Below are 24714 nucleotides of genomic sequence, written 5' to 3'. Positions count from 1 at the left end.
TTTCAAAACCATTATTGCTGCTGAAATTGAACACGGTGAAGGTTGGCAAAAATACCGCCTTGTTCGATTAATTCATCATGACGGCCTTCTTCTGCAATTCCTTGCTCTGTGACGACGACAATCCGATCAGCATTACGGATAGTCGCCAGCCTATGGGCGATGATCAGTGTCGTTCTGTTTTGCGCCAGCTCTGCCAACGCTTCTTGAATGACCATCTCCGTTTCCGTATCAAGAGCGGATGTTGCTTCGTCTAAGATTAAAATGGGTGGATTCTTTAAGAACATTCGGGCGATAGCAATCCTCTGTTTTTGACCGCCGGAGAGCTTTAAGCCGCGCTCCCCAATTTGGGTATCATAGCCGTCCGGCAAGGATGCAATAAATTTTTCGAGGTGTGCTCGTCTGGCAGCATTCGCAATTTCCTCATCTGTTGCATGCTGTTTTCCATAAGCGATATTTTCACGAAGTGTTCCGGTAAATAAAAACACATCCTGCTGCACAATCCCAATTTGTGAACGTAATGATTTTTTCGTAATATTCCGGATATCAAGTCCATCGATCGTTATCGCACCCTCATTCACATCATAAAATCTCGGAATCAAGGAGCAAATCGTTGTTTTTCCTGCACCGGATGGCCCGACAAATGCCACTGTCTCACCAGAACGAATATCCAAATTAATCTTTTCCAAGACCGATTTATGCCTGTCGTAACAAAATGAGACTTCATTGAAAACGATATTACCCTTCAGGGATGCCACTTCAATCGCATCCTCTGTATCCTTTACCTCCGGCTCATTGTCAATCATCTCTATGAAACGCTTGAATCCAGCCATACCTTTTGGATACAGCTCCATAATCGCGCTGATTTTATCGATTGGTTTAAAGAGGACATTGACATAGAGAATAAATCCAACTAATTCACCATATGACAGTTGCCCGGAAAAACTTAAGAATGCACCATAAACAAGTACAATAATTGTAATCAATCTTGTCATCATATAGATCCCCGACAGACTGTAGGACATCACACGATAGCCGCCAAGCTTCGCACCGCGGTATTTTCGATTATTCTTTTTAAATCTAGCAATCTCAAACTCTTCATTTGTAAACGATTGAACCACACGGCTTCCTGAGACGCTATCCTCAACACGTGCGTTTACGTCTGCGATGCTTGAATACATTTGACTCCACGCCTTGTTCATTTTTAAATTACATACAACCACAAGCAGCATTAAAAATGGCAGAATGATAATAGCGACAAGCGATAGTTTTACATTGATTGTCAACATAATCCAAAATGCGCCGATAAAAGTCATAATTGCGATAAAGACATCCTCTGGTCCGTGGTGGGCGAGTTCACCGAGGTCAAAGAGATCATTCGTTATTCTACTCATGATATGGCCGGTTTTCGTATTGTCAAAAAAACGAAACGATTGCTTCTGGACATGCTCGAATAATTCTTGACGCATATCCGTTTCAATATTAATCCCGAGTTTATGGCCCCAATAATTTACAATAAATTGTAAAAAGGTACTTAATAAGTAAACAAGAAATAGTCCAATACTGACAGTGACAATCGCTTTCCAATCTCCCCCAGGAAGTAAATCATCAATAAACCAGCTAACAGCAAGCGGAAATGCTAATTCAAGAACAGCAACGACCACTGCGCTGGAAAAATCTAAAATGAACAGCTTTTTATGCGGGCGATAATAAGAAAAGAAACGCCGAATCATATGTAATCTCCTTTTTTCTAAGATAGCAGTAATAGGATTATATGAAAAATATGTGAACAATTTCAAGTATTTTGAAAATATATAAGATAAAAAAACACTTGCTCGCTGCAAGTGCATGATCTTTTAAAAGATATGAGATATTTGCGCTTTTCTCAATGATGGTGATGTCCGCCTTTTGATGGATTAATGATCAGCCATTCCTCTTTTGGGACATGGAAAAATTGAATCCAGACATCTTCAAGATATTCATTATTTTTCTCAATAATAAAGTCAATTTCCTTATCAGATGTAACCACTGCGTCTTTATCTGTCGGAGTATCAAGCTTCAAGTCATAGTGTGCATGATCTCCGTGAATGCTTGTAACATAAATACGGAACAGTTTTCCTTGCGCTTCTTCTTGTTCCAGCATTTTTTTCAATGCTTTTGCAGCATTTCGATTAAGTTTAACCTTCATTTTGCCTCTCCTCTGCATATGTATTCCGTAATATTATCCCACGATTATGCAATAATAGACAGTTTTAAACAGACAAAACCAGAAATGTCACAATTTGTCCTTTTTTACTTAGGATTATTTTTTCTTTTTGTTTTAACCAATTGGTAGCCGATAAAGGCGACATAAAGCGGGATGGCGACGTATATGAAATATGGAAATCGATATTGTTCTTTTTTAAAGACAATGTATATGGCATATCCTAAAAATAATGTAATGATAATTCCATATTTCGGCAAAGGAATATCCTTAAGACTTGGGATCTTGATCGTACTAACCATCAAATAGCAAAGTGCAAAGAAGGCAATGACAAAGATGAAATCGGGCATTTTGCCATGAAACAATGTTAGAAGTGTTAACAAACCTCCTGCAGCTGTAATGGGTACACCAGTAAAATATTTTAATGAAGATTTCACAGCATTTATATTAAATCTTGCCAAGCGATAGGCCCCGAATAATGGAAAAAGTCCAGCTACCGCCATCCCGACTTTTCCAAATGAAGCAAAATAGGAATAATAGGCCATCATCGCAGGGGCGACCCCAAAGGTTACGATATCCGCTAAAGAATCCAATTCTTTCCCCAATTCGCTTTCCACACGGAGCATTCTGGCAATACGGCCATCCATGCTGTCGAGCATCATGCCAATTAAAATCAGAATAGCCGCGTTTTTGTAATCCCCCTGCGCCGAATACATCACGGATAAAAAGCCAAAAAATAGATTTGCAAGAGTAAAAAGGTTAGGAATACTGTTTCTAATAATATGTATCACTCCAAAAATTAAAATAAAAAAATATTACGCTACATCTTTTGAACGTTTATGTTTCTTATTATACTGCTTTTCTTTATAAATTTGGAAAGACAAAATTGCGGTGGTAATCCAAAAGCCGCTGGCAAAATATCCTCCGATAATGTCGCTTGGATAATGGACACCTAGGTAAATTCGGCTGATCCCAATCGCTAAAATCATCACGATACTTCCGAAAATTAAAACACCTCTTCCCCATTTGCTGATAATATGACGCCATAGAAGGAAAGAAAGAATGGAATAAACAGTAAAAGCATTCATCGCGTGACCACTCGGGAAACTGTAGCCGCCAATCTCAATTAAACGATGAAAATCGGGCCGCATTCTATGAAAGAAATGCTTCAAAATTCCGTTTAATACGGCAGAACCCAAAACAGCAGCAGTAAATAAGATTAATTCCGATCGATGGCGCAAGACCTTATAAAGAAAAAATAATATAAAAAGGCCGAGTATAACAGTAAACTGACCAGAACCAATAAAGGTAAAAAATTTCATAAACAGGGTGAGGTTAGTAGATTCCATTCCTTGAATATGGTCAATAACGGTCCGGTCAAAATGAACAATCTTTTGGTCAGTAATAAAAAGGGATACTAACCCAAAACCAATAATAGAGATAAAACTGATGAAGAAGGCAATAATTAAATGGAATTTTAAATTCATTTTGACATCCTTTCCCAGAAATAAAGAATAAGCATATCTTTAATATCTCATTTACCATCATTACTATGACATTTAAAAAATTTAACACTTTCTTACAGGATAAAGGAAAACTCGCCATTTGGCGAGTCCTCTAGGAAACATTTACTTTTTTCGTTGATTTATCTGTCTTATCTTTTGAGAAAAACCAGCCACCTGCCGCTATTCCAACAAGGACAAGGTAAAAACTAAACTTCCATTCGGTCGAATGAGCAAATTCCTCACTCAGAATTCCAAGAGCTGGGTGTGAAAGGGTATAAACAGCAAGCTTCACACCGACCCAGCCAACAATTGCAAAGGCAGCAATTTCTAGCCCAGGTCTTCTTTCCAGCAGTTTCACAAACTGATTTGCCGCAAATCGCATGATAATTAATCCAATAATACCACCGGCGAAGATTACTAAGAATTTACCGCCATCAAGACCACCAATATTCGGAAGCTTCGTGTCCGGAAGAACAACCGCCATTGCAACGGCAGCAAGGATTGAGTCCACGGCAAAGGCAATATCAGCTAGTTCCACTTTAAAAACCGTCGTCCAAAAGCCGCCAGCTTTACGTCCTTCTTTTTCGTCTTTTTCCTCTGCCTTCCCTTTTATAACCTTACGGAAAATATGATTACCCGCCATGAATAATAAATAAAGTGCACCAATTGCTTGAACCTGCCATACATCAACGAGAAACGAAATCGCGAACAATGAGGCAAAACGGAAGATAAAGGCACCGGCAAGACCATAAAACAACGCCTTTTTCCGTTCCTCTTCAGGTAAATGTTTCACCATAATCGCCAGCACCAAGGCGTTATCCGCTGCCAACAAACCTTCCAACGCTACTAAAATCAATAAAACCCATCCGTATTCCAGTAAAAGAGTAAAATCCATTAACCATTCCCCCAATTAAATGTCAGTTTTTTCAACAAATACTCCCTAATTCCATAAAAAAGGCCCTTACTGTTCACAGCAAAGGTCAAAAAATGCATACAAAAAGACCTTTACAGTAAAGTAAAGGTCTTGCTAACAACGTCCATGTTGCCAATAAAGCCGGAGAATACCATTCTCGAAATGACGACTTTATTGTAGCAGCTACTCCCCTTTAAAAAGGAAATATTTAATTACTAATACTATATTATACTTTTAATCAGATGTCAATGTTAGTTTGACAGATTTAATTCATATACCTCGGAATATTTCTTCTCAAGGTACTCGACCAGATAATCCGCGTTTAATTCTTCACCCGTTACCTTAACAATTAATTCGTTCGGTGTATAAAGCTTTCCATATTGATGGATCTTATCCTTTAACCATGTTTGAATCAGATTAAACTGACCATTTTCAATGTGATGATAGAAATCAGGCAGTTCCTGTTGAATGGTGCGAAGAATTTGGGCTGCATATAGATTTCCTAATGAATAAGACGGAAAATAACCGATGCCGCCAAAGGACCAGTGTACATCTTGAAGCACCCCTTCTGTATCTGTACTTGGTGTAACTCCAAGATAGTCCTGCATTTTCTGGTTCCAAATCGCCGGTAAATCTTTTGCCTCAATCTCACCGCCGATTAAGGCTTTTTCAATTTCATATCGAAGCATGATGTGCAGGTTGTAAGTTAATTCGTCTGCCTCAACACGAATAAACGATGGCTCTACTGTATTTACCGCGCGATAAAACTCCTCAACGGACATATGGGATAATTGTGCCGGGAAATATTCTTGAAGCTTAGGGAAAAAGAACTTCCAGAACTCCTTACTCCGGCCAACCATGTTTTCTAAAAACCGCGATTGGGATTCATGGATTCCAAATGAAGTACCGCTCTGAAGAACTGATTCTTCAAACGCCGGATTCACTTGCTGCTCATAAATACCATGTCCCGCTTCATGAATGGTGCCAAATAGAGCCGAACGAACATTTTTTTCTAAATATCTGGTCGTTAAGCGAACATCTCCAATGTTCACTGTTTGGGCAAATGGATGAACGGTTTCATCCAGGCGACCTGCTTCTAGATCAAAGCCAATGATTGGCAGAATAAAGCGATTAAATTCCTTTTGTTTGTCAATGTCAAATGATTGTTCAAACACATTTGCCATTGTTGGCTTGCCGTGTTTCTTAATTCGTTCCAATAAATTTACACTGGATTCTCTTAGTTTAGCAAATAACGGATCTAGGATTTTCACTGTTAATCCCGGCTCAAATTCATCAAGCAATGCATCATATGGATGCTCTTCATAGCCATAAATTTCAGCAAATTTTCGTTTGAATTCAATAATTTTCTCTAAAGAAGGCAGGTAACGGGCAAAGTCATTGGTTTCCCTTGCCTCTTCCCAGGCATCATTCGCTTGCGCGGTAAGGATACTGTATTCCTGAAAAAGGTCTGCCGGAATACTTTTTGATTTCCGGTAATAATCATGGTACTCCCTTACCCTTGCCTTCGTCACTTCATCTAATTTTGCCCTAACCCCTTCAGAAGTAAGCGTTTCCAATATTTTACCCATTTCTGTAGATACTGACAGCTTGAATACTTCGGTGCGTAACGTCCCAGTTGCTTTAGCGAAAACACTTCTGCCTTTCTTCGGGGCCATAACCTTTTGATCCCAATCCGCTAACCCAATAATACTTGAAAAATGAGTAATTTTTTCATCTAACGCTTTAAAGTCCTCTAATGCTTTCTGAAATGTTGGATCAGCTACTTTCTGTTCCATATGTAGACCCCCTAATATTCTATTTTCTAAGGATGCAACCAATAACATCCCTATCCATTATAAATGAAAAATATAAATATGGGAAAAATTTATAATATTCTTATTTTACATAACAACACTTCTATCATAACTTCTGTATAAATTTTACATTCGAAAGGGAAAAATACTATTTGGTAAGTAAAACAACGTACTGAAATAAAAGATACATACTGGGACTAAACAATAGTTAGGAGGATTTCGGATTATGCTAGACAACCTATGGAAATCAGTTGGAAAGCCGGAACAAAGACTGGATGCAGTCGAAAAAGCATCTGGGGCAATCAGATACATTGGAGATTTTTCTATTCCTGGCTTAGTTCATGCAAAATTGGTGACAAGCACACATGCCCACGCAAAAATTAACGGGATTAATGTGACTGAAGCATGGAAGGTGCCGGGGGTTCGCGCTATTGTTACCGGAGAAATGTTCCCGTTTCATATCGGTCCCATTCTTGCAGACCGTCCCCCATTGGCATTTGAAAAAGTACGTTATTACGGTGAGCCCCTTGCCATTGTTGTCGCAGACCATGAACACCAGGCAAAAAAGGCTGTACAGCTGGTAAAGGTCGATTATGAACCCTTGCCTATTGTTCGTTCTGTTCAGGAAGCATTTAAAACCGGAGCGCCATTAGTCCACGAAAATTCCGGTCAGTATATGAAAATTATTAGCAATGTCTATCCTGTCCAGGGAACGAATATTGGCAGTCATATTAAAATTCGCAAAGGGGATTTCATTAAGACATGGGAACATTGTGATACCAAAATAAAAGCTTCCTATTCTTTTAATTTATCCGATCACGCAGCACTGGAGACCCGCAGTACCAGAGTTGAGATAAACCCTGCTGGCAAGGTGGTTGTTCATTCCAACACGCAGTCCCCCTTTACAATAAAAAAGGTGTTGAATCAATTTTTTAATATCGATGTGGGAAATATCATCGTTCATGTACCGTTAATTGGCGGTGCGTTTGGAGGGAAAGGAACGGTTCAGTTAGAACCGCTTGCCTATTTAGCATCAAAAGCAGTCGGTGGAAAAATGGTGAAATTGGAATATGATCGGGAAGAGGATTTGATCACAGCGCCTTGCCACATTGGACTTGATGCCACCATTTCTCTTGGCACAGATGCAAATGGGAGGCTTATAGCTGGTCAATATACTTTCCTGATTGATTCCGGGGCCTACACGGATCAAGCTGCCGGTATTACAAGGGCGATGGCCATTGATTGTACAGGTCCTTATGATATTCCAAATGTTTGGTGTGATTCTTATTGCATGTATACCAATCACCCTTTTGCTACCTCTTTCCGGGGATATGCGCACCCGGAACTCACCTTTGCGGTCGAGCGAACCATGGATCAACTAGCTCAAAAATTAAACATGGATCCAATTGAACTGCGAAAAATAAATGCGATTAAACCGGGAAACACCTCACCGACGCAGACAGTCTTAAACACAAATAACATCGGTGATGTGGAGAAATGCATCGAACGCGCCAAAGAGCTAATCCAGTGGGACGAAGGACAGCGGATTGAAGTCTCGAGAAATAAAATTAAAGCCAAGGGAATAAGTACGTTTTGGAAAACATCAACCACATCTACTAATGCACAATCTGGCGCCGTTCTTAAATTTGAGGCAGATGGCAGTATAAATTTGAACTGTGCGGCAATTGAGTTAGGTCAAGGAACGAAAACCATTTTAGCCCAACTAGTTGCAGAAAGGTTAAAAATGGATATTAAAAAAATCCATGTCACAATGGAGATAAATACCCAATACGACCCACACCAATGGCGGACGGTTGCCAGCAGTACCACGTACTTGGCAGGGAGAGCGGTGATGGCGGCAGCCGATGATGCTATTTCGCAACTAAAGCGAACGGCTTCCATCGCACTGCAGTGTTCGATGGAGGATTTAGAGGTTGGCGGCGGCCGTGTTTACCTTAAACCAAGTCCTGAATATGGCATAAAAATTGAAGACATTGCCTTAGGCTATAAATACCCAAATGGCCATGCTGTAGAAGGACAAGTTGTCGGACACGGAAAATATATTCAGCGCCATTTAACCCCGATGGACAAAGAAACAGGATTTGGAAAGCCCGGGCCATGGTGGTCTGTCGGAACCCAAGCAGTCGAAATAGAATATGACACTCATGATTTTACGTACAAAATTTTAAAAGCCATAACAGTTCTTGACGGCGGTACCATCATTAACCCGGCAACCGCCACCCAGCAAATGCGGGGCGGCATGTATCTTGGACTGAGCTTTGCAAGCAGGGAATCGTTTATTTTTGATAAGGAGGCTAGAGTCCTCAATCCCCAATTAAGAACCTATCAGATGATGAGGTTTGGAGAACAGCCAATAGAATATTTGGTAGACTTTATAGAATCACCTGCAGCTGACGGACCATACGGTGCAAGGGGCATTGGTGAATATGGTGTGATTGGCATGGCAGGGGCACTGGCAAATAGTCTCTCTACTGCTGCACAGGTAGATTTAAACCGTTTGCCGCTGTTACCGGAATTAATATGGAGGACACGGAAGGAGCTTGGAAATGATCCCGTTTGACTTTGAATACTATAAACCAGACACCATTTCAGAAGCGGTTAACACATTCCATGACCTTCAAAATCAAGGAAAACTAGTTATTTATTATAGCGGCGGTACTGAATTTATTACTTTTTCTCGCATCAATCAATTGAAAGCAGATGCTGTGATTGATCTAAAAGGAATTGCCGATTGTCATGTATTGGAATTTCAAGGGGATCAACTGGTTATCGGCTCTGCTGTTTCTCTAAACCAAATTTCTGAGTCTAATTTATTTCCTTTGCTTGGGAAAACATTTAAAAAAGTTGCTGACCATACATCGAGGAACAAGATCACACTTGGGGGAAATTTGAATAGCCAGTTAATCTATCGTGAAGGCATTTTACCACTTCTATTATCAGATGCCAAAGTAAAAATAGCGGGAATTGAAGGAGAATTGGTTCTCCCATTGGAAAATGTGTTTACTGAAGAATTAAAACTTGATGCGGGACAATTCCTAGAGCAAATAATAATTGATAAGAATTACACAGCACTTCCGTTTGTCAGCATCAAAAAAACCAAAATCTCTAAAGTTAGTTATCCCGTTGTTTCAATCGGAGCATTAGTGAAAGATCAACAAATTCGAGCCGCTTTCAGCGGTGTGTGTCAGTATCCATTTAGGTCAAAGCAAATGGAGGCAGCCTTAAATGAATCATCCCTCTCCAAAACCGAACGAATCGATAAGGCTGTTACACTAATTCCCTCTGAAATTATCGATGATATCCAGGCGTCCAGGGAATATCGGGAATTTGTTTTAAAAAATGCCTTACTTGAAATATATGATAGTTTGGAGGCGACACTGGCATGATATCAAACGGTACATCGAAAACAGTCGTTACACTGCATGTAAATGGAGAATCCAAAGAGGTAATGATCCGGTCAGCTGACACTCTTTTACAAACACTGCGGGAGCAGTTAGGTTTAACAGGCGCAAAGCGGGCATGTGAAAATGGGGATTGCGGGGCTTGTACCGTCTTAGTAAACGGAGAGCCGATGCATGCCTGCCTTTCTCTTGCGATTGAAACAATCGACCAGCCGGTTACAACGATTGAAAGCCTATTGGGTGCGGAAATCCAAAGAATATTTGTTGATAAATGGGCGATCCAGTGCGGCTTTTGTACCCCGGGTTTTATCTTAAATTGTCATGCCCTGGCAAATAAACACCCAAATGCTAATGATGAAGTCATTGAAGAATGGATGCAATCCAACCTATGCCGCTGTACCGGTTATCAAGAAATAAAAGATGCCGTGAAGGCGGTTCTCCAAGCGAAGGCTCAAGCCTAGATTCCACGGAAAAACCCAGCTTCCGTTCGAAAGCTGGGTTGTCATCCTTTTACCCTTTTTTAAAGCTGTTATTCTCTTCGCTAAGTGATTCAATTAAACTTAGCGTTTGAGCAGCCTGCTCAATTTGCTGCTGAACTTGTTCCAATTGCTGCTGAGTAGCCGTTGTTGCTTGTGTCACAGCGATCCCTTGCAACTGGTTCAGCTGCTGAACAGCTTGTTGCAGCTGCTGTCCTGCTTGCTGCACCGCCTGAGGATTAGTCATCGAAGCATTTTGCTGAATTGTTTGCTCAGCCTGCTGCATCGTTTGTAAGGCTTGCTGCTTTTGGGTTTGAAATTGCTGTTCCATCATGGACTGATTTTCTTGAAGCTGCTGCTGTTTTTGTTGCATTTGCTGTTGTTGAAAGGTTTGTGACTGAGTTTGCTGCTTATTTTGCTTACTCATGGTATTCCCCCTTTTTGGGTTAGTTTTTATTCATTCAATCTTTTTTATCCAATAAATCATTATGAATGGAATAAAAGGAAGTGTAACCATTTGGAGCAACAAAAAAAGAAAAAATCCCATTTTCCTATTCGCTTAAATTTACTTTTTTTTAGCGTCTTTTTATTATTTTCTGTCCTGATCCTTCGTCTTGGGTTTGTTCAAATTGTATATGGGGAAAATTTCAAACGGGATTTAGATAGAAAAGAAGATATTACTGTTAGTAATCCAGTGCCTCGCGGAAAACTGTTCGACCGTCATTACCGAGTGATTGTCGATAATGTTCCGAAAAGTGCCATTACTTTCACAAACGAAGGATTTAGTCAAAAGGAAATGCTAGAAACAGCAGGAAAATTAGCCAATTTGATACATAAAAATACAGATAAGGTCACTGAACGATACAAGCAGGATTTCTGGTTAATAAAGAATCCGAGGCGGGCAGATGCCAAAATCACGATGAAAGAAAAAGACTTATATCATGCAAAGAAATTAACAGATAGAGAAATGTATAAATTGAAATTAGATCGCATCACAGGGGATGAGCTGAAAGAAATAACAGCCGATGAGCTTGAAATGTTGGCAATCTATCGGGAGTTTACGAGCGGGTATAAATTTACCTCGCAAATGGTAAAAAACGATGCCGTTTCCGAAAAAGAATTTGCTGTTGTTAGCGAAAATCTACAATCCCTTCCCGGGGTCGAAACGACTACCGATTGGGATCGTGCGTATCCTTTCGAAAATACCTTACGATCTGTGTTGGGAAACGTAACAAAATCCGGTGAAGGGCTACCTGCTGATCAATTAGATTATTTTTTAGCAAGGGGCTACAGCCGTAATGACCGTGTCGGTAAAAGTCAGTTAGAAATGCAATATGAGGATGTTTTGCACGGCACCAAATCAAAAGTGAAAAACATTACCGATAAAACGGGCAATGTTATCGAGACCCAATCTGTTTTAGCCGAAAAAAAAGGAAAAGATCTTGTCCTAACAATCAATATGGATTTACAAATGGCCGTTGATAAGATTATTGAGGAAGAACTTTGGGCTGCGAAGAAATTGCCTGGGACAACGTTAACCGACCGTGCATATGTTGTCTTAATGGATCCTAGAACGGGAGAGGTACTGACAATGTCAGGGAAAAAGATCATCAAAGACAACGAAAGCGGAATGGTCCACATGATTGATGATGCCCTAGGAACGTTTACCACAACTTATAACGTTGGCTCTACGGTAAAAGGGGCGACGATTTTAACCGGTTATAAAACAGGAGCGATTACTGCGGGTACATTCTTCGATGATACCGGAATCAAGATTAAAGATACTCCGATAAAAAAATCTTACGCCTATTTGGGCAGGTTAAATGAGGTTGAAGCGTTAAAGAAATCTTCCAATGTCTACATGTTCCATACAGCGATAAGAATCGGTAAAGGACATTATGAATATGACCAGCCATTAAATTTTACAAATAAGATGGCTTTTGAAACGATTCGGAATTCTTTCGCCTCATTCGGTCTAGGAACAAGAACCGGTATTGATTTACCGAATGAACAATCAGGATTTAAAGGGCCAAGCAAGCTCCCTGGGTATTTACTTGACCTTGTAATTGGCCAATATGATACCTATTCTGCCATGCAGCTGGCCCAATACGTTTCCACGATTGCTAATGGCGGCAACCGGATGCATCCGCATGTGGTGAAAGAAATTCGTGAACCTGCCGAAGCGTCAAATGAACTTGGACCCGTACTACAAGAAATCAATCCAACTGTTCTAAATACAATAGATGTGAAAAAGGAATGGATGAATCGTGTCCAGACTGGCTTTACAAAGGTCATGCAAGAGCCCGGCGGTACGGCCTATAATTTCTTTCAAGGTGTTTCCTATTCACCTGCCGGTAAAACAGGAACTGCCGAAGCCTTTTATGATGGTCCCTTACGCAGTAATTATGGAAAGGTACCTCCTCCGGTTATGAACTTAAGCCTCGTTAGCTATGCGCCAAGCTCAAATCCGGAAGTGGCGATGGCCGTCTTAGTGCCTTGGGCTTACGAGGGAAAAGTTGACAACCGTGCTAGCCTTAAGATAGGGCGAAGGGTGCTGGACACATATTTCCAGAGCAAGAATAAATAAGAGAAGAATACGGTTTTTTAGTCGCAAAAAGGGAAAAACGCCAACTGGCGTTTTTCATTTCTTTTTTAACACGGATTTCACGGCCTGCTCGATTTCGATATAGCTTGTGCAGCGGCAAATATTGGATTCCAGCCACTCCTTAATGGTGCGGTCATCAGCATCCGGATGCTGCCCAATCAATGAGTGACAATTCATAATAAACCCTGGAGTGCAATAGCCGCATTGAAAAGCGAAATTCTCGACAAAGGCTTGCTGAATCGGTGTTTCATTCAGCCCCTCGATTGTAGTGACATTCTTCCCAACTGCCTCAACAGCAAGCATCAAACAAGATTTCATCGGCCTGCCATTGACGTTCACGGTGCAGGCTCCGCAGTCACCGTTTAAACAACCCGGTTTTGCTCCTGTCAGGCCAAGCTTCCCCCTTATTAGATATAAAAGGGTATCTGCAGACCTGACTGTTACCATCCTGCTTTCCCCATTTATCATTAATGTAATGGCATGTGTTTTCAACCCCCCGTTCCCCTCCTTTTTATACCCTGTCTAGAGCAGCCAATAGATCGGAAAACAAATTTCGTAATACAAAGAGACGGTATTCACTAGAACCCTCGACATCCTCCAAAATCGGCTGCGGTAAAACGGAAATCGCCGCATCCACCCGTGCTTCCCACGATTGTCCTCTATTATTTAAGGCTTCCTCTACCCCTATCGAGCGGAACGGAAATGGACATAACCCGCTAATGGCAACACGAATCCTCCCTTCTATATTTACCGCCGCTATCGTAATCAATGGATAGCCGGTCTCCCATTGCTGGCGGCGTTTGACAGTGTAAAACGGGGCTCTAATAAACCGGTTCTCAGTCGCAATTTGAACCAGAAACTCGCCTTTTTCTAACCTCAATTCTTCTTGAAAAATATCATTAATGGGGACGATTTTTTTTCCATTAGGTCCGATGATTAAAACTTGGCTATCCGCCAATAAAAACGGAAGAACCGTTTCCCGGTAAAATATTCGCGCACAAATATTCCCGCCCAGCGTTATTTTTTCTCGTGCCGTATGATCGGCAACCTCGCTCGCTGTTTTTGTTAATAATGGAAAAGGATTAGCCTCTTCAACCTTGGAGAGCGAAAGCGTACTGCCAAGAACTAGATGCTCCCCGCCCAACTGTATGACATTGAATTCGGCAATGTCTTTAATATCAATTACTGCTTCAGTAAAGGCCAAATCAATCCTGCCAAGTGTGATTAATTCCGTTCCGCCTGAAAAAATAAACGGCTGTTTCCCATGCTGGTCCAAATACTGAAATAATTCTACAGCCTCTTGAAGTGTTTCCGGCCGATAATAATCAAAATCAAAGGGAAGCATTACCTGCCCGCCTCCTTTGTTTTCCAAATTAACTCCGGAATCAACGGCAATTTATGCAGTGAAACACCTGCCGCTACAGATAAAGCATTACCAAGAGCACCAGGCATCCCCATCAGGCCATGCTCACCAACCCCGCGTGCCCCATAGGGTCCATCAATCTGTGGTGTTTCCACAAATCCAACCAAGTATTCGGGATTTTCCCCGTACCTTAGGGGTCGATAGGTCCGAAGCTGCGGATTCATTACCCGGCCAAGCTGATCAAAGTAAAAAGTTTCCCGGCCTGCGAAGGCAAGCCCCATGCCCATCGCACCCATGACCTGTCCGCGGGCTGCTTTTTCATTCATGACCCTTCCAATATCAACCACCGTACATGCTTTTATGAGCCGATAGGTGTAATCCCTTCGATCAAACTCAATCTCAACTCCATAGGCGGCGACCGTCCATTCCGGCCCAGGCTTACCTGCACCTGTTTCAGGGTCCAAATGGGTAAGATGCCGTAAAATATAACTGCCCCTGCCAATAATTTGCTGACCAATCGTTTGCCCATTTGGATACTTGTATCCACTGGCAATTTCTTTAAAATGAAGTCCAATAGTTGGATCATCCCTTAAAAAAACACGGCTGCCTGCTACTTCCAAATCCTCTATAGGAGCCCTTAAGACACATGCCGCAACTTCTGTTAATTGCCGTATCACATCCTCCGCTGCTCTTAGCACAGCCCTTCCACCCATAAACGTTCCTCTGCTGGCAACTGTCTTCCAATGCTCGGGTGTGGTTTGCGTATCGATTTCCATCCTCACATGGATGTTATCCACATCCATTTTTAATCGTTCCGCGAGAATCTGAGCAAGCACGGTTTTAGTTCCTGTGCCAATTTCAATGACACCGGACATTAAATTAATCGTTCCGTCCCGATTAAATGTCAGGATGACGCCGGAAGGGGCATCTGTGTCAATCGTTGACGTCTTCCAGCTGCAGCTGACTCCTTTTACCCGAACAAATCGATTATTCACTTCCTTAATCGGTCCCTCATTCCAGTGAATGAGTTCCCTGACCTTTTCAATGCATTTCCTAAGATTTCCGACATTACTTTTATTTAAAGGAACTCTTGTCGGGGTCGTGTTTCCCGGCATAATGGCATTAATGTACCTGAGCTCAAGCGGATCGATATTTAATTTTTGCGCAAGCAGATCCATTGTCCGTTCGATTGCAAAGGAGAGCTCTGAATGACTAAAGCCCCTGAAAGGCGAAGCATACGGATGATTCGTATACATGCAATACGAATCACACCAGACATTATCTATATGATATGGTCCTGTACAATCAACCGCACCGGACCTGGTGACATCAATGGCTTTATCGGAATAGGCCCCGCCATCCCACAAGTAGCGGATTTCCGCTGCTTGGATTTTCCCATTTCGGGCGGCACCAAATTTAACGACCGCATCTAAGCCAATATGACAAGGAGAAGTAATTATATCTTCTTCCCTGGTATTTAAAATCTTCACGGGTTTTCCGCCTACAGCCTTGGATGCCAAATAGGCAAGTACCTCGAGCTGAACTGCTGCCTTCCCGCCAAAAGCTCCGCCAACAAGCGGGGTATGGACAATGACTTTACCGAGATCCACATCAAAATAATCAGAGATTAACCTCTTGACCATAAACGGCGCTTGCGAAGAAGTCATAATGATAATATTTCCATCCGGTAAAATCTCAGCCGTCGCACACCGTGTTTCCATTGCGACATGATCAGAAGGCGCAAAAGAGAAACTGGCCTCAACGACTGTCTCACTGTTCGCCCAGCCTTTCTCCATATTGCCTTTGCGAATCTTAATATGTGTCGCAATATTGGTGCCAGGCACAGGATGTGAATCTTCCTCTTTTTTATATTCACCCAAGTGCTCATGTACTAAGGGGGCTCCTTTTTGGAACGCCTCAGTGGGCGAATTTACGACTGGCAGCAACTCATATTGGACATGAATGAGGTCGGCAGCTTTTTTTGCCTGCACGGGTGTATCGGCAACCACAAGGGCCACGGGTTCACCGTGATAGCGGACTTTATCAACAGCAAGCGGCGGGCGGTCGCGAATCGCCTCACCCGTGAGTGGAAACCGTTCTCCGGCAAGAATTGCCCTGACGCCGGGAACCTGCCATGCCTCCCCAAGGTCCATGCTGACAATTTTCGCATGTCCATAGGGACTGATCACCATTTGCCCTGACAGCATTGGAACCGTATGAAAATCATTTGTATATCTCGCCCGTCCCGTCACTTTATCAAGCGCTTCCTTACGAATGACACTTTTCCCTATAACCTCCACGATCTTCCCTCCTCACCTACCGAAATGGCAAGAAAACGGTATTCCTTTAAACGATTAATCCGGTATGGTCCATAAGAGCTCCACTCTTTCATGCACAGGTTTTCTCCATACTTTAATCATTTCCGCCATAATACTTACAGCAATTTCCTCCGGTCCTTTTGCACCAATTGCCGCACCCAATGGTGAGGAAATCCATTCCGGTATATCTTCACTTCTAAACAATCTTTTCGTTCTCTCCCTCGGCCCAAGCACACCCAAGTATTTTATATTCTTATTTCGTACCCTCATGACAATCTCTTGGTCTCGCTGAAAATGATGCGTCATCACAACAACAAAATCATAGGGTGAAAAAGTGATTTGTTTAACGAGTTTTGCGGGGAGGCCCAGCAATAGCTCATCTGCAGCTGGGAAGTATTTTTTCTGGCAAAATGCTTCCCGCCAATCACAGACCGTAACTGAAAAGCCTGTTTCGGCTGCTAAAGAAACAAGCGGGATCGCATCCGGTCCAGCTCCAAACACAATCAGCCTGGGTTTTGGCTGAAACGTATGTTGAAAAACAGCCGGATTCCCCGGCATGACACCGCTTTTCGATGTAAACGCAATGACTGGAATTGGCCCGGACCAGTTCCCAAACGGTTCGCCGTCTTCCTCAATAAAGACATACTCTCCCAATTCATCTAGTTTTTTTAAGCAGATGACAGGCTTATGTCGATTGAGCATTGTTTTAACCAATTGAAAATCCTCTTTGACCTTTTCCGTCACTGGCTCAATTAAGATATCAATCGTCCCATTACAGCCCGCACCTTGCCCCCATCCTAAATCATCCTCTTGAGACAAGTCATATTGCACGATGATAGCCTCTTGTTTCTTAAAAACTTCTTCTACTTTCTTCGCCAAATCTGTTTCCAGGCATCCTGCCGTTAACATGCCAAGCTGCGTGCCTTCTGCAAAAAACAGCATTGAAGATCCTTCTCTTTTATAAGCTGATCCCTTTACATGAACGATTGTCGCTACTACCTTTTCCCCCGGGTAATCAAGCCCGGATATAATTTGGTAAAAATCCTCCACGCTTCTCCCCCACTTCAAACACATGAATTCCTATCTTATTTATATTAAGACGGATGCTATTCCTAGAATGATTAATTTTTCAATTGCTATTTTCATATGAATTAATAAAAATACTTAAAGGGGCGCTAACCATGAAGCTTGAAAGATTTAAGGATCCGCTGCCGATTCCACCCGTTATAAAACCAAAATGGAAAACAAGTGACTATACGTATTATGAGGTAAGCATGAAGGAAACGAAGCAATCGCTCCATCGTCATTTGCCCCAAACCACCATTTGGGGTTATGAAGGAATGTATCCCGGGCCAACGTTCGAGGTGGAAACAGGTGAAAGAGTATTGGTAAAGTGGATGAATGCATTGCCTGATAAGCATCTGCTGCCGATTGATCATACTGTCCATGGCGCGGAGAAAGAGAAACCTGATGTCCGGACTGTTGTTCATCTACATGGCGGCAGAACGGAACCCGCAAGTGACGGGTACCCTGATGCATGGTTTACAAATGGGTTTGCAGCACGAGGACCTTTTTTTCAAAAAGAAATTTTTGAATATGGGAATCAGCAAAGCTCACGCGCACTCTGGTACCATGACCATGCAATCGGCCTGACACGATTAAATATTTATGCCGGACTAGCCGGATTTTATTTTATAAGGGACAGCCACGAGCGTCTTTTAAATCTTCCCAGTGGTCCCTTTGAAATTCCGTTACTGCTTCAGGATCGGTCTTTTCATGAGGATGGCTCATTAGCCTATCCAAATCAGCCGGAAAATAATGCTTCCGGCATCACGCCATCGATTATTACCTCTTTTTTTGGGGATACCATCCTCGTCAACGGCAAGGTATGGCCCTATTTAGAGGTTGAGCCGCGGAAATATCGGTTTCGAATACTAAATGCTGCAAATGCCCGTTTTTTCCGGATAACCTTGGATTCGGGACAATTATTCTATCAAATCGGAACCGATAGCGGATTCCTTGAACGACCGGTTGGGGTGAACACTATATTGATTGCACCTGCTGAGCGCGTGGATGTTATCATTGATTTCTCGAATATGGGCGGCGCCTCTATTATTTTGAAAAATGATGCCCCAACTCATTTTCCAATTGGTGAGCCTGTTTCTCCTGAAACCACGGGAATCATTATGGAATTTCGAGTAACAAAGCCGCTATCGTCGATTGATACGAGCACAATCCCGGCCAATTCAGGGCCCATCAAGTGGCTGCCGGCAAATTCTTCCCGCAAGCATCGTTTTCTCGAATTAAGTGAAGAAAAGGACCAATATGGAAGATCCATATTTTTACTGGATAAGAAAATGTGGGATGATCCTATTTCTGAGAATCCGCATCTTGGCTCAGTAGAAATTTGGAGTTTTGTTAATACGAATGGGGACGATCACCCCATTCACGTTCATCTAGTCCAATTTCAAATTCTTGAAAGACGCCCGTTCGATGTGGGCTATTATAAAAAAACGAAGCAAGTGAGATACACAGGTGCTGGGATTCGGCCGGAGGCGGGTGAGCGAGGCTGGAAGGATACCGTCCGATGCCCGCCCGGACATATTACCAGCATCATTATCCCGTTCTTCCCTTTCACCGGCCAATACGTTTGGCATTGCCATATGCTGGAGCATGAGGATTATGAAATGATGCGTCCGTATCAAATACTTCCTCCCCGCTAACCATTACTAAAATTTTTCATGTTTGGGAATGATATATTTAACATGATTTTGGATGAGGATGAAGCCGATGGGACTTGTTATTTTTTTTGTCATTGCTTGGATGATTTTAGCCGTGTTTTTTTCGTTAAAACAAAGGCTTCCAAGTAAGCTAAACATTATTCTATTTCTCATGATCCAGCTCGTGCATATTAATTTTTATACTATTTTCTCGTTTAAATTAGAGTGGTTTATAGTGGATAAAAGCCCTGTGGCATTTATTACCTCGGTCGTTTATCGTGACATTATCCTGCCCTCGTTGCTGCTTTTATTTATAAATTTAGTTTATAGCGAAAAACGGGCAGGTAATAGATTCGTTATCACTTTAAGCATCTGGATTATTCTAGTGGCAACCGCCCATTTATTGTCGGTTTTTGGCATTGAAAGACTACAACACTGGTCAATCTGGTATATGGGTCTTTTTTGTGCAGGTATGATGGTTTTTTCGTTTCTTTTCAAGGTTTTATTAATGAAACTATACCTGAAGGAGAACCAAAGCAATGATGGTCCATCAATTTGACCTAAACGAATGGTTTGTGATCGGTATGATTGTGGTGGGATTATGTCTAATCTATTTTTTGCCCCAAAAATTACCGCTGTTAACCACGATATTCTGCCTGCTCATAGGCCCCTATTTAGGTTTGATTTTTGATCATACTATTGCTGTACCGCCCCTTGACCTATATGATGTCGGTGACGATCATGGGTACTCATTGTTCGATTTACTATCCTATAGTATGTATGCACCGTTTGGATACATTTTTATTTATTTTTATGAACGGCTTCATATTAAGGGACAGTTAAGAGGAGTTTATATCCTTTTTTGGGCTGTAATGGCCATTCTTCTAGAATGGATTTGTGTAAAAGTTGGCATTTTCCATTACAAGAACGGGTATAAACTTCTCTATTCCATTCCTGTCTACTTTTTTGTAGAAAGCCTTCTTCTTCTGTTATATCTATATTTTTATCAAAAAAAAAATAGTTAGACATTTTCCAAAGGGTGTTACACATGAAAAAAAATCGATCCCTATTTCTAACAGCAGTTGCGTCAGGCACAATGTTAAATCCGCTTAACTCATCTATGATCGCACTGGCATTACATAGTATTCAGAAGGATTTTGGGCTTTCATTTACTACCGTATCCTGGCTGATATCAAGCTTTTATTTAGCTAGTGCAGTGGCACAGCCGGTGACAGGAAAGCTTGGCGATATTTTCGGGCGAAAAAAAACCTTTTTAATCGGACTTGTGCTTGTTACGCTGTCCGCCATCGGGGCCCCACTTTCTACAACCTTTCTTATGTTACTTGTGATGAGAATGATCCAATCCATTGGCAGCAGTGCCATCTATCCATCAGGGATGGCATTAATACGGGACAATATCAAAGACCGGCAAGCTTCAGCGCTAGCGGTCCTTTCGATATTTGCCTCGGCGATGGTGGCACTCGGACCAACCATTGGCGGGTTCTCTATTGTCTGGGGTGGATGGCCGGCTATTTTTTGGGTGAATTTTCCGTTTATCATCATCAGTTTTTTTCTTGGCTGGTACATGTTTCCGAAGGACACTAAACAGGATAAAGCACAAATGAAGGCATTGTTATTCCAGCTTGATTTTCTTGGTATCGTTTTATTTGCTGCGGGAATGGTCTTCTTTTTATCGTTTCTATTATCGTTTGGAGCTAAGGTTCATTACCTTTCAGGTATTGCGGGCATCCTATTTTTCGCTCTATTTGCCTGGAGGGAATTAAGAGTGAAAGAACCGTTTATCGATATCCGAATCTTCAAATCACACCCAAAGCTTTAAAGTGTATATCTCCAATTTATTTTCTTGAACATATTTTTCTATTGTTTGTTTTTTGGACTCCCAAGCTACTTTCAAGAAGTATTGGAACTAAGTGTTGAACATAGCGGTTTACTCATGTTATTTATGTCGGGAGTAAGCATTATTATTTCGTCCGTCACAGGAAAATGGATTGATCGGAAGGGGGTCTACCAGCCAATTTTAGCTGGATCGTTCATATCTATTATCGGAGCGCTGATTTTTACACTGTTTTTTGTGAATGCCTCTTATTTAATCATCGGGATCACTTTATCAATCATGGGTTTAAGCTATGGGATTGGCAATGTTGTGCTTCAAGTTGCAATGGTGAAAGAGAGTCCTAAAGAGATCATCGGGACCACATCGGGCTTGTTTCAAACCTGCAGATTTTTAGGCTCTATTTTTTCTTCTATTATTTTGGGGTTAATTTTTGGATCGGAAATTTCCGCGGATAACATGAAAATCATCGGCGGAGTTTTAATCATAGCCGGAATCATTAGCTTCTTAATGAGCGTGTGGTTTTCTCGGGAAGAGATCAAACTCGGAAAGATCAAACATGTTTGAGAATCCTTGGCAAAACTGTCAGCAAGGAAGCAGCACCTTTTGAGGTGCTGCTCCCTTCATTTTATGGGCAATACAAAAAATAATACTGCAAAGAAGTGCGCTGTACTGCCGGCAATCACAAAAAGATGCCAAACTGCATGGTGGTATGTAAACCCCCGCCAAACGTAAAAAATGGCACCAAGCGTATAGAGGGCACCGCCAATGACTAAATAAATCAAGCCTTCTGTGGAAAGAGTGTTTACTAACGGTTTCCAAGCAAACACCATTAACCAGCCCATGACAACATAGAGAATGGTAGAGCTAAATAGATATTTTTTTACAAAAAAACATTTAAAAATGGTACCCGCTACAGCCAGTCCCCAAACAATACCGAACAATAACCAACCCACTGTCCCTTTTATGACGATTAATAAAAATGGTGTGTAGGTTCCAGCGATAAAAAAGTAGATCGATGAATGGTCTAAAATTTCAAAGACATCTTTTGCCTTCCCTTCTGGTAAGCTATGAAGCAAGGTAGAAGACATATATAAAATGAACATCGTTACACCAAAAATTGTGAAGCTAACCACATGCCAGACGGTACCGTATAGGGATGAATAAACAATTAAGATAACTAATGCCGAAATACTCAGCAATGCCCCGATCCCGTGTGTAATCGAATTTGCTACTTCTTCTTGCCTTGAAAATGTATGTGTTGCCGCCAAATGATACCTCTCCTTCCTATTAATGCAGGGACTCTGCCATGAACTAGAATGCCAAGAAAAGATTAACGATATTCATCAAATTAGCATGATTATGAAACGGCTACAATGGATGTTTATCATATAAACGAAAAAAAACAATCCAAATTTTGAATTGATCACCTTTCTTAAACTATTAATTATTCCTTCATAATTTGTTCATATTTATCCGTTACTATAGAAATAGGTTCACGAAGAACCTTAACCTCCGCCCCCTTTTAATATAGATTTGGAAAATGCCCGGCATACTTGCCGGGTAATTTTTTTTATAGTGAAAAAAGAAGATAGAGGGCTGTCCCCCACATAATCAATGCCGAAATTTTATTTAGGTAAAGTAGAAATCTTCCAGACTGATCCAGTTTCCCGATTAATCTTCCAGCAAACGAAAGTCCCAAAAACCACATCCATGAGACAAGGATACAGACAACCAAAAAGGTTATTTTCGCTGAGCCTGAATAGGATAATGAGCTTGTCCCAATGACACCGATTGTGTCCATAATGGCATGCGGATTTAATAATGACACGGAGGCTGCAAAGGCAATCTGCTTTCGCGGTGTAAGGGATACTGCTTTTGATTCTCCTGTCACGGGCTTACTTTTCCAAGTCGTGTACCCCATATAAATTAAAAAAAGAATGCCGACTGAAAGCAACGTAACTTTTACCCAGGCCACACCTAACACAACGGCCGAAACACCAAAAACGGCCAACGAAATCAATAGCGAATCACAAATGGAAGCCGTTAAAACCACTGGAAGCGCAGACACCCACCTCTTATGCATTGCCCCCTGATTAAATACAAACACATTTTGAACGCCCAAAGGCAGAATCAGCCCAAAGGCTAAAATAAATCCATGAATTGCAGCACTAATCATATTTCTCTCCTTAACCATTTCTCCATTACAAGTATACTTCTCTGCAACACTGTCAATAACAATAGCAATTAACGTTTTATGAGAGGGTGTTATGATATGAAGGGAATGTATTTTATTAATGATCGTATCAGTTTAAATGGGCTCTCCCAGGATGAGAGTATTGCATTGCAGGAACAATCGATCAAAAACTATATCTCGGATCAAAATATCCAGATTGTTAAACTGAACCCATACCAGCTGCAAGAGTATTACACTATTCCCCATGCACTATTGTATGATTTAAAAAAAGAAAAAAGCGCTTTTGATTGTTTTATTTATTACTCACTTCAAACGATTGAAGATTTTATCTATACCTATCCTGCTAAATGGCTTATCTTAAAAAGCTATTTTAAAGAGATCATCATCGTTGAAAAACAAAACGATTTCAATTTCCAAAAAGTGATTTAAACATTAGAGTGATTTAATCATTAGACTTCGGATGTTGATTTCCGCTCCAGGCGCTTCGCTTTCCGCGGGCGTCCCGGAGAGCCTCCTCGGCGCTTATGCGCCTGTGGTGTCTCCCCTGCTCCGTACTCCCGCAGGAGTCTCGCTCCTTCCGCTCCAATCAACTTTGTTATAAAATTAACAATGATTTTATCACGGTTTATTCACTAAACTTCTGCGACCTTTTTCGATAGATGATGATAAAATTAATCAGGAAAATGACAAATAGGTAACAGACATAGATTCCAATTGAATAAAGCTTATTGTCACTAAATTTAGAACCTGCATAGGACAAGATTAGAATATTGGGGATCTTCCCTAGTGTCGAAGCGATAAAAAAAGTAAACCAATGAACATAACTTAAACCACAAACAATATTAACGACAGGTGACGGAATAATCGGGATTAAACGGCAGGTGAGAATCGCTGCGAATGAGTTTCGATATAAAAAACGCTCATACTCCCTGACTTTAGGGTATTTGGTTAGTTTCTCCTCTGCCCAATCACGAAAACCATATCTGCTTAAGAAGAAAAATCCCATTGTTCCGGCCATGGCACCTGCCAATGAGATCCAAACCCCTTGGAAAGCACCAAATGCTGCACCCAACACACCTGCTAAAACCGAAAAGGGAATGATTGGAAAGAAGACACAAATAGCTGCCAACAACATGCTGATGAAAATGGATAAGGTGCCGCCTTCTTTGACAATGTGCAGTAATTCATCCTTTTGAATAATGCCTGCCGTTATTATGAAAAGGAGGATCCCTACACTTATGATTCGTTTCATCATCGGAAGCTCCTTTCATACCTTGTTATGAAACCATCATACTAAACTTTTCTAATTTTGGCAGGGAAAAGCTTTCC

22 protein-coding genes and 1 pseudogene are annotated in these 24714 nt (G+C 41.4%); 9 read left to right on the top strand and 14 right to left on the bottom strand.

Annotation, left to right across the window (positions count from 1 at the left end; genetic code table 11):
• Positions 1-11: 11 nt before the first annotated feature.
• The 6 genes from FAY30_RS10580 to FAY30_RS10555 all read right to left on the bottom strand — a co-directional run bounded on the left by FAY30_RS10580 (position 12) and on the right by FAY30_RS10555 (position 6414).
• Complete coding sequence (locus FAY30_RS10580; protein ID WP_149869845.1) at positions 12-1730, bottom strand: ABC transporter ATP-binding protein; 1719 nt, start codon at positions 1728-1730, stop codon at positions 12-14.
• A gap of 152 nt (positions 1731-1882) precedes the next feature.
• Positions 1883-2185 carry an iron-sulfur cluster assembly accessory protein gene (locus FAY30_RS10575; protein WP_149869844.1) on the bottom strand — a complete coding sequence of 101 codons (303 nt, stop codon included), beginning with the start codon at positions 2183-2185 and terminating at the stop codon, positions 1883-1885.
• Between the two features lie 104 nt (positions 2186-2289).
• Positions 2290-2991, bottom strand: coding sequence for a CDP-diacylglycerol--serine O-phosphatidyltransferase (gene pssA, locus FAY30_RS10570; protein WP_190284864.1), 702 nt, complete (start codon positions 2989-2991; stop codon positions 2290-2292).
• A gap of 24 nt (positions 2992-3015) precedes the next feature.
• On the bottom strand, positions 3016-3687 hold the full coding sequence (locus tag FAY30_RS10565; protein WP_149869843.1) for a phosphatase PAP2 family protein: 672 nt from the start codon (positions 3685-3687) through the stop codon (positions 3016-3018).
• A 130-nt stretch (positions 3688-3817) separates the two neighbouring features.
• The gene (locus FAY30_RS10560; protein WP_149869842.1) at positions 3818-4600 is read right to left on the bottom strand and encodes a TerC family protein; all 783 of its coding nucleotides are present in this window, start codon (positions 4598-4600) and stop codon (positions 3818-3820) included.
• A gap of 269 nt (positions 4601-4869) precedes the next feature.
• The gene (locus FAY30_RS10555) at positions 4870-6414 is read right to left on the bottom strand and encodes a carboxypeptidase M32 (RefSeq protein WP_149869841.1); all 1545 of its coding nucleotides are present in this window, start codon (positions 6412-6414) and stop codon (positions 4870-4872) included.
• A gap of 244 nt (positions 6415-6658) precedes the next feature.
• On the opposite strand from FAY30_RS10555, the gene FAY30_RS10550 reads away from it, so the two are divergent.
• The 3 genes from FAY30_RS10550 to FAY30_RS10540 are packed head-to-tail and all read left to right on the top strand — an operon-like array spanning position 6659 to position 10315.
• Complete coding sequence (locus tag FAY30_RS10550) at positions 6659-9013, top strand: xanthine dehydrogenase family protein molybdopterin-binding subunit (protein ID WP_149869840.1); 2355 nt, start codon at positions 6659-6661, stop codon at positions 9011-9013.
• Entirely contained in the window at positions 9000-9839 is an 840-nt protein-coding gene (locus FAY30_RS10545) for an FAD binding domain-containing protein (protein ID WP_149869839.1), read from the top strand. The genes FAY30_RS10550 and FAY30_RS10545 overlap by 14 nt, the downstream gene beginning before the upstream one ends.
• The gene (locus FAY30_RS10540) at positions 9836-10315 is read left to right on the top strand and encodes a (2Fe-2S)-binding protein (RefSeq protein WP_149869838.1); all 480 of its coding nucleotides are present in this window, start codon (positions 9836-9838) and stop codon (positions 10313-10315) included. Before FAY30_RS10545 ends, FAY30_RS10540 begins: the two co-directional genes overlap by 4 nt.
• A gap of 49 nt (positions 10316-10364) precedes the next feature.
• Here the strand turns inward: FAY30_RS10540 and FAY30_RS10535 are convergent, their stop codons facing one another.
• Entirely contained in the window at positions 10365-10757 is a 393-nt protein-coding gene (locus tag FAY30_RS10535; RefSeq protein ID WP_149869837.1) for a hypothetical protein, read from the bottom strand.
• Positions 10758-10847: 90 nt separating this feature from the next.
• Here FAY30_RS10535 and FAY30_RS10530 point away from each other — a divergent pair, with 90 nt between their 5' ends.
• Positions 10848-12917, top strand: coding sequence for a peptidoglycan D,D-transpeptidase FtsI family protein (locus FAY30_RS10530; protein ID WP_149869836.1), 2070 nt, complete (start codon positions 10848-10850; stop codon positions 12915-12917).
• A gap of 54 nt (positions 12918-12971) precedes the next feature.
• Here the strand turns inward: FAY30_RS10530 and FAY30_RS10525 are convergent, their stop codons facing one another.
• Genes FAY30_RS10525 through FAY30_RS10510 form a run of 4 tightly spaced genes read right to left on the bottom strand, consistent with a single transcriptional unit; the run spans position 12972 to position 17666 of the window.
• Complete coding sequence (locus tag FAY30_RS10525; protein WP_149872661.1) at positions 12972-13403, bottom strand: (2Fe-2S)-binding protein; 432 nt, start codon at positions 13401-13403, stop codon at positions 12972-12974.
• Between the two features lie 43 nt (positions 13404-13446).
• Positions 13447-14280 carry an FAD binding domain-containing protein gene (locus FAY30_RS10520; protein WP_149872660.1) on the bottom strand — a complete coding sequence of 278 codons (834 nt, stop codon included), beginning with the start codon at positions 14278-14280 and terminating at the stop codon, positions 13447-13449.
• Positions 14280-16598 (bottom strand): xanthine dehydrogenase family protein molybdopterin-binding subunit, encoded by a 2319-nt coding sequence (locus tag FAY30_RS10515; protein ID WP_149869835.1) that lies wholly within the window; start codon positions 16596-16598, stop codon positions 14280-14282. The genes FAY30_RS10520 and FAY30_RS10515 overlap by 1 nt, the downstream gene beginning before the upstream one ends.
• Positions 16599-16652: 54 nt before the next feature.
• The gene (locus FAY30_RS10510; protein ID WP_223820935.1) at positions 16653-17666 is read right to left on the bottom strand and encodes an XdhC family protein; all 1014 of its coding nucleotides are present in this window, start codon (positions 17664-17666) and stop codon (positions 16653-16655) included.
• A gap of 131 nt (positions 17667-17797) precedes the next feature.
• On the opposite strand from FAY30_RS10510, the gene FAY30_RS10505 reads away from it, so the two are divergent.
• The 4 genes and pseudogenes from FAY30_RS10505 to FAY30_RS10490 all read left to right on the top strand — a co-directional run bounded on the left by FAY30_RS10505 (position 17798) and on the right by FAY30_RS10490 (position 21755).
• Positions 17798-19339: a multicopper oxidase family protein gene (locus FAY30_RS10505; protein ID WP_149869833.1), complete on the top strand. Its 1542-nt coding sequence runs from the start codon at positions 17798-17800 to the stop codon at positions 19337-19339.
• Positions 19340-19406: 67 nt separating this feature from the next.
• Positions 19407-19895 (top strand): hypothetical protein, encoded by a 489-nt coding sequence (locus FAY30_RS10500; protein WP_149869832.1) that lies wholly within the window; start codon positions 19407-19409, stop codon positions 19893-19895.
• Positions 19876-20361 carry a hypothetical protein gene (locus tag FAY30_RS10495; protein ID WP_149869831.1) on the top strand — a complete coding sequence of 162 codons (486 nt, stop codon included), beginning with the start codon at positions 19876-19878 and terminating at the stop codon, positions 20359-20361. The genes FAY30_RS10500 and FAY30_RS10495 overlap by 20 nt, the downstream gene beginning before the upstream one ends.
• A gap of 23 nt (positions 20362-20384) precedes the next feature.
• A pseudogene (locus FAY30_RS10490) lies at positions 20385-21755 on the top strand (MFS transporter).
• Positions 21756-21811: 56 nt separating this feature from the next.
• Here the strand turns inward: FAY30_RS10490 and trhA are convergent.
• Together trhA and FAY30_RS10480 are read right to left on the bottom strand one after the other, a co-directional pair.
• Complete coding sequence (gene trhA, locus FAY30_RS10485; protein ID WP_149869830.1) at positions 21812-22459, bottom strand: PAQR family membrane homeostasis protein TrhA; 648 nt, start codon at positions 22457-22459, stop codon at positions 21812-21814.
• A gap of 302 nt (positions 22460-22761) precedes the next feature.
• Complete coding sequence (locus tag FAY30_RS10480) at positions 22762-23367, bottom strand: LysE/ArgO family amino acid transporter (protein WP_149869829.1); 606 nt, start codon at positions 23365-23367, stop codon at positions 22762-22764.
• A gap of 96 nt (positions 23368-23463) precedes the next feature.
• Here FAY30_RS10480 and FAY30_RS10475 point away from each other — a divergent pair, with 96 nt between their 5' ends.
• Entirely contained in the window at positions 23464-23814 is a 351-nt protein-coding gene (locus FAY30_RS10475) for a hypothetical protein (RefSeq protein WP_149869828.1), read from the top strand.
• A gap of 196 nt (positions 23815-24010) precedes the next feature.
• Here FAY30_RS10475 and FAY30_RS10470 read toward each other — a convergent pair whose 3' ends face one another.
• Positions 24011-24637, bottom strand: a complete 627-nt coding sequence (locus tag FAY30_RS10470; RefSeq protein WP_223820934.1) for a TVP38/TMEM64 family protein — start codon at positions 24635-24637, stop codon at positions 24011-24013.
• Between the last annotated feature and the right edge of the window lie 77 nt (positions 24638-24714).

This window comes from Bacillus sp. S3 (genome assembly GCF_005154805.1).
In the GTDB taxonomy this organism is placed as follows: domain Bacteria; phylum Bacillota; class Bacilli; order Bacillales; family Cytobacillaceae; genus Neobacillus.
This window is presented reverse-complemented; position numbering and strand designations above follow the sequence as displayed.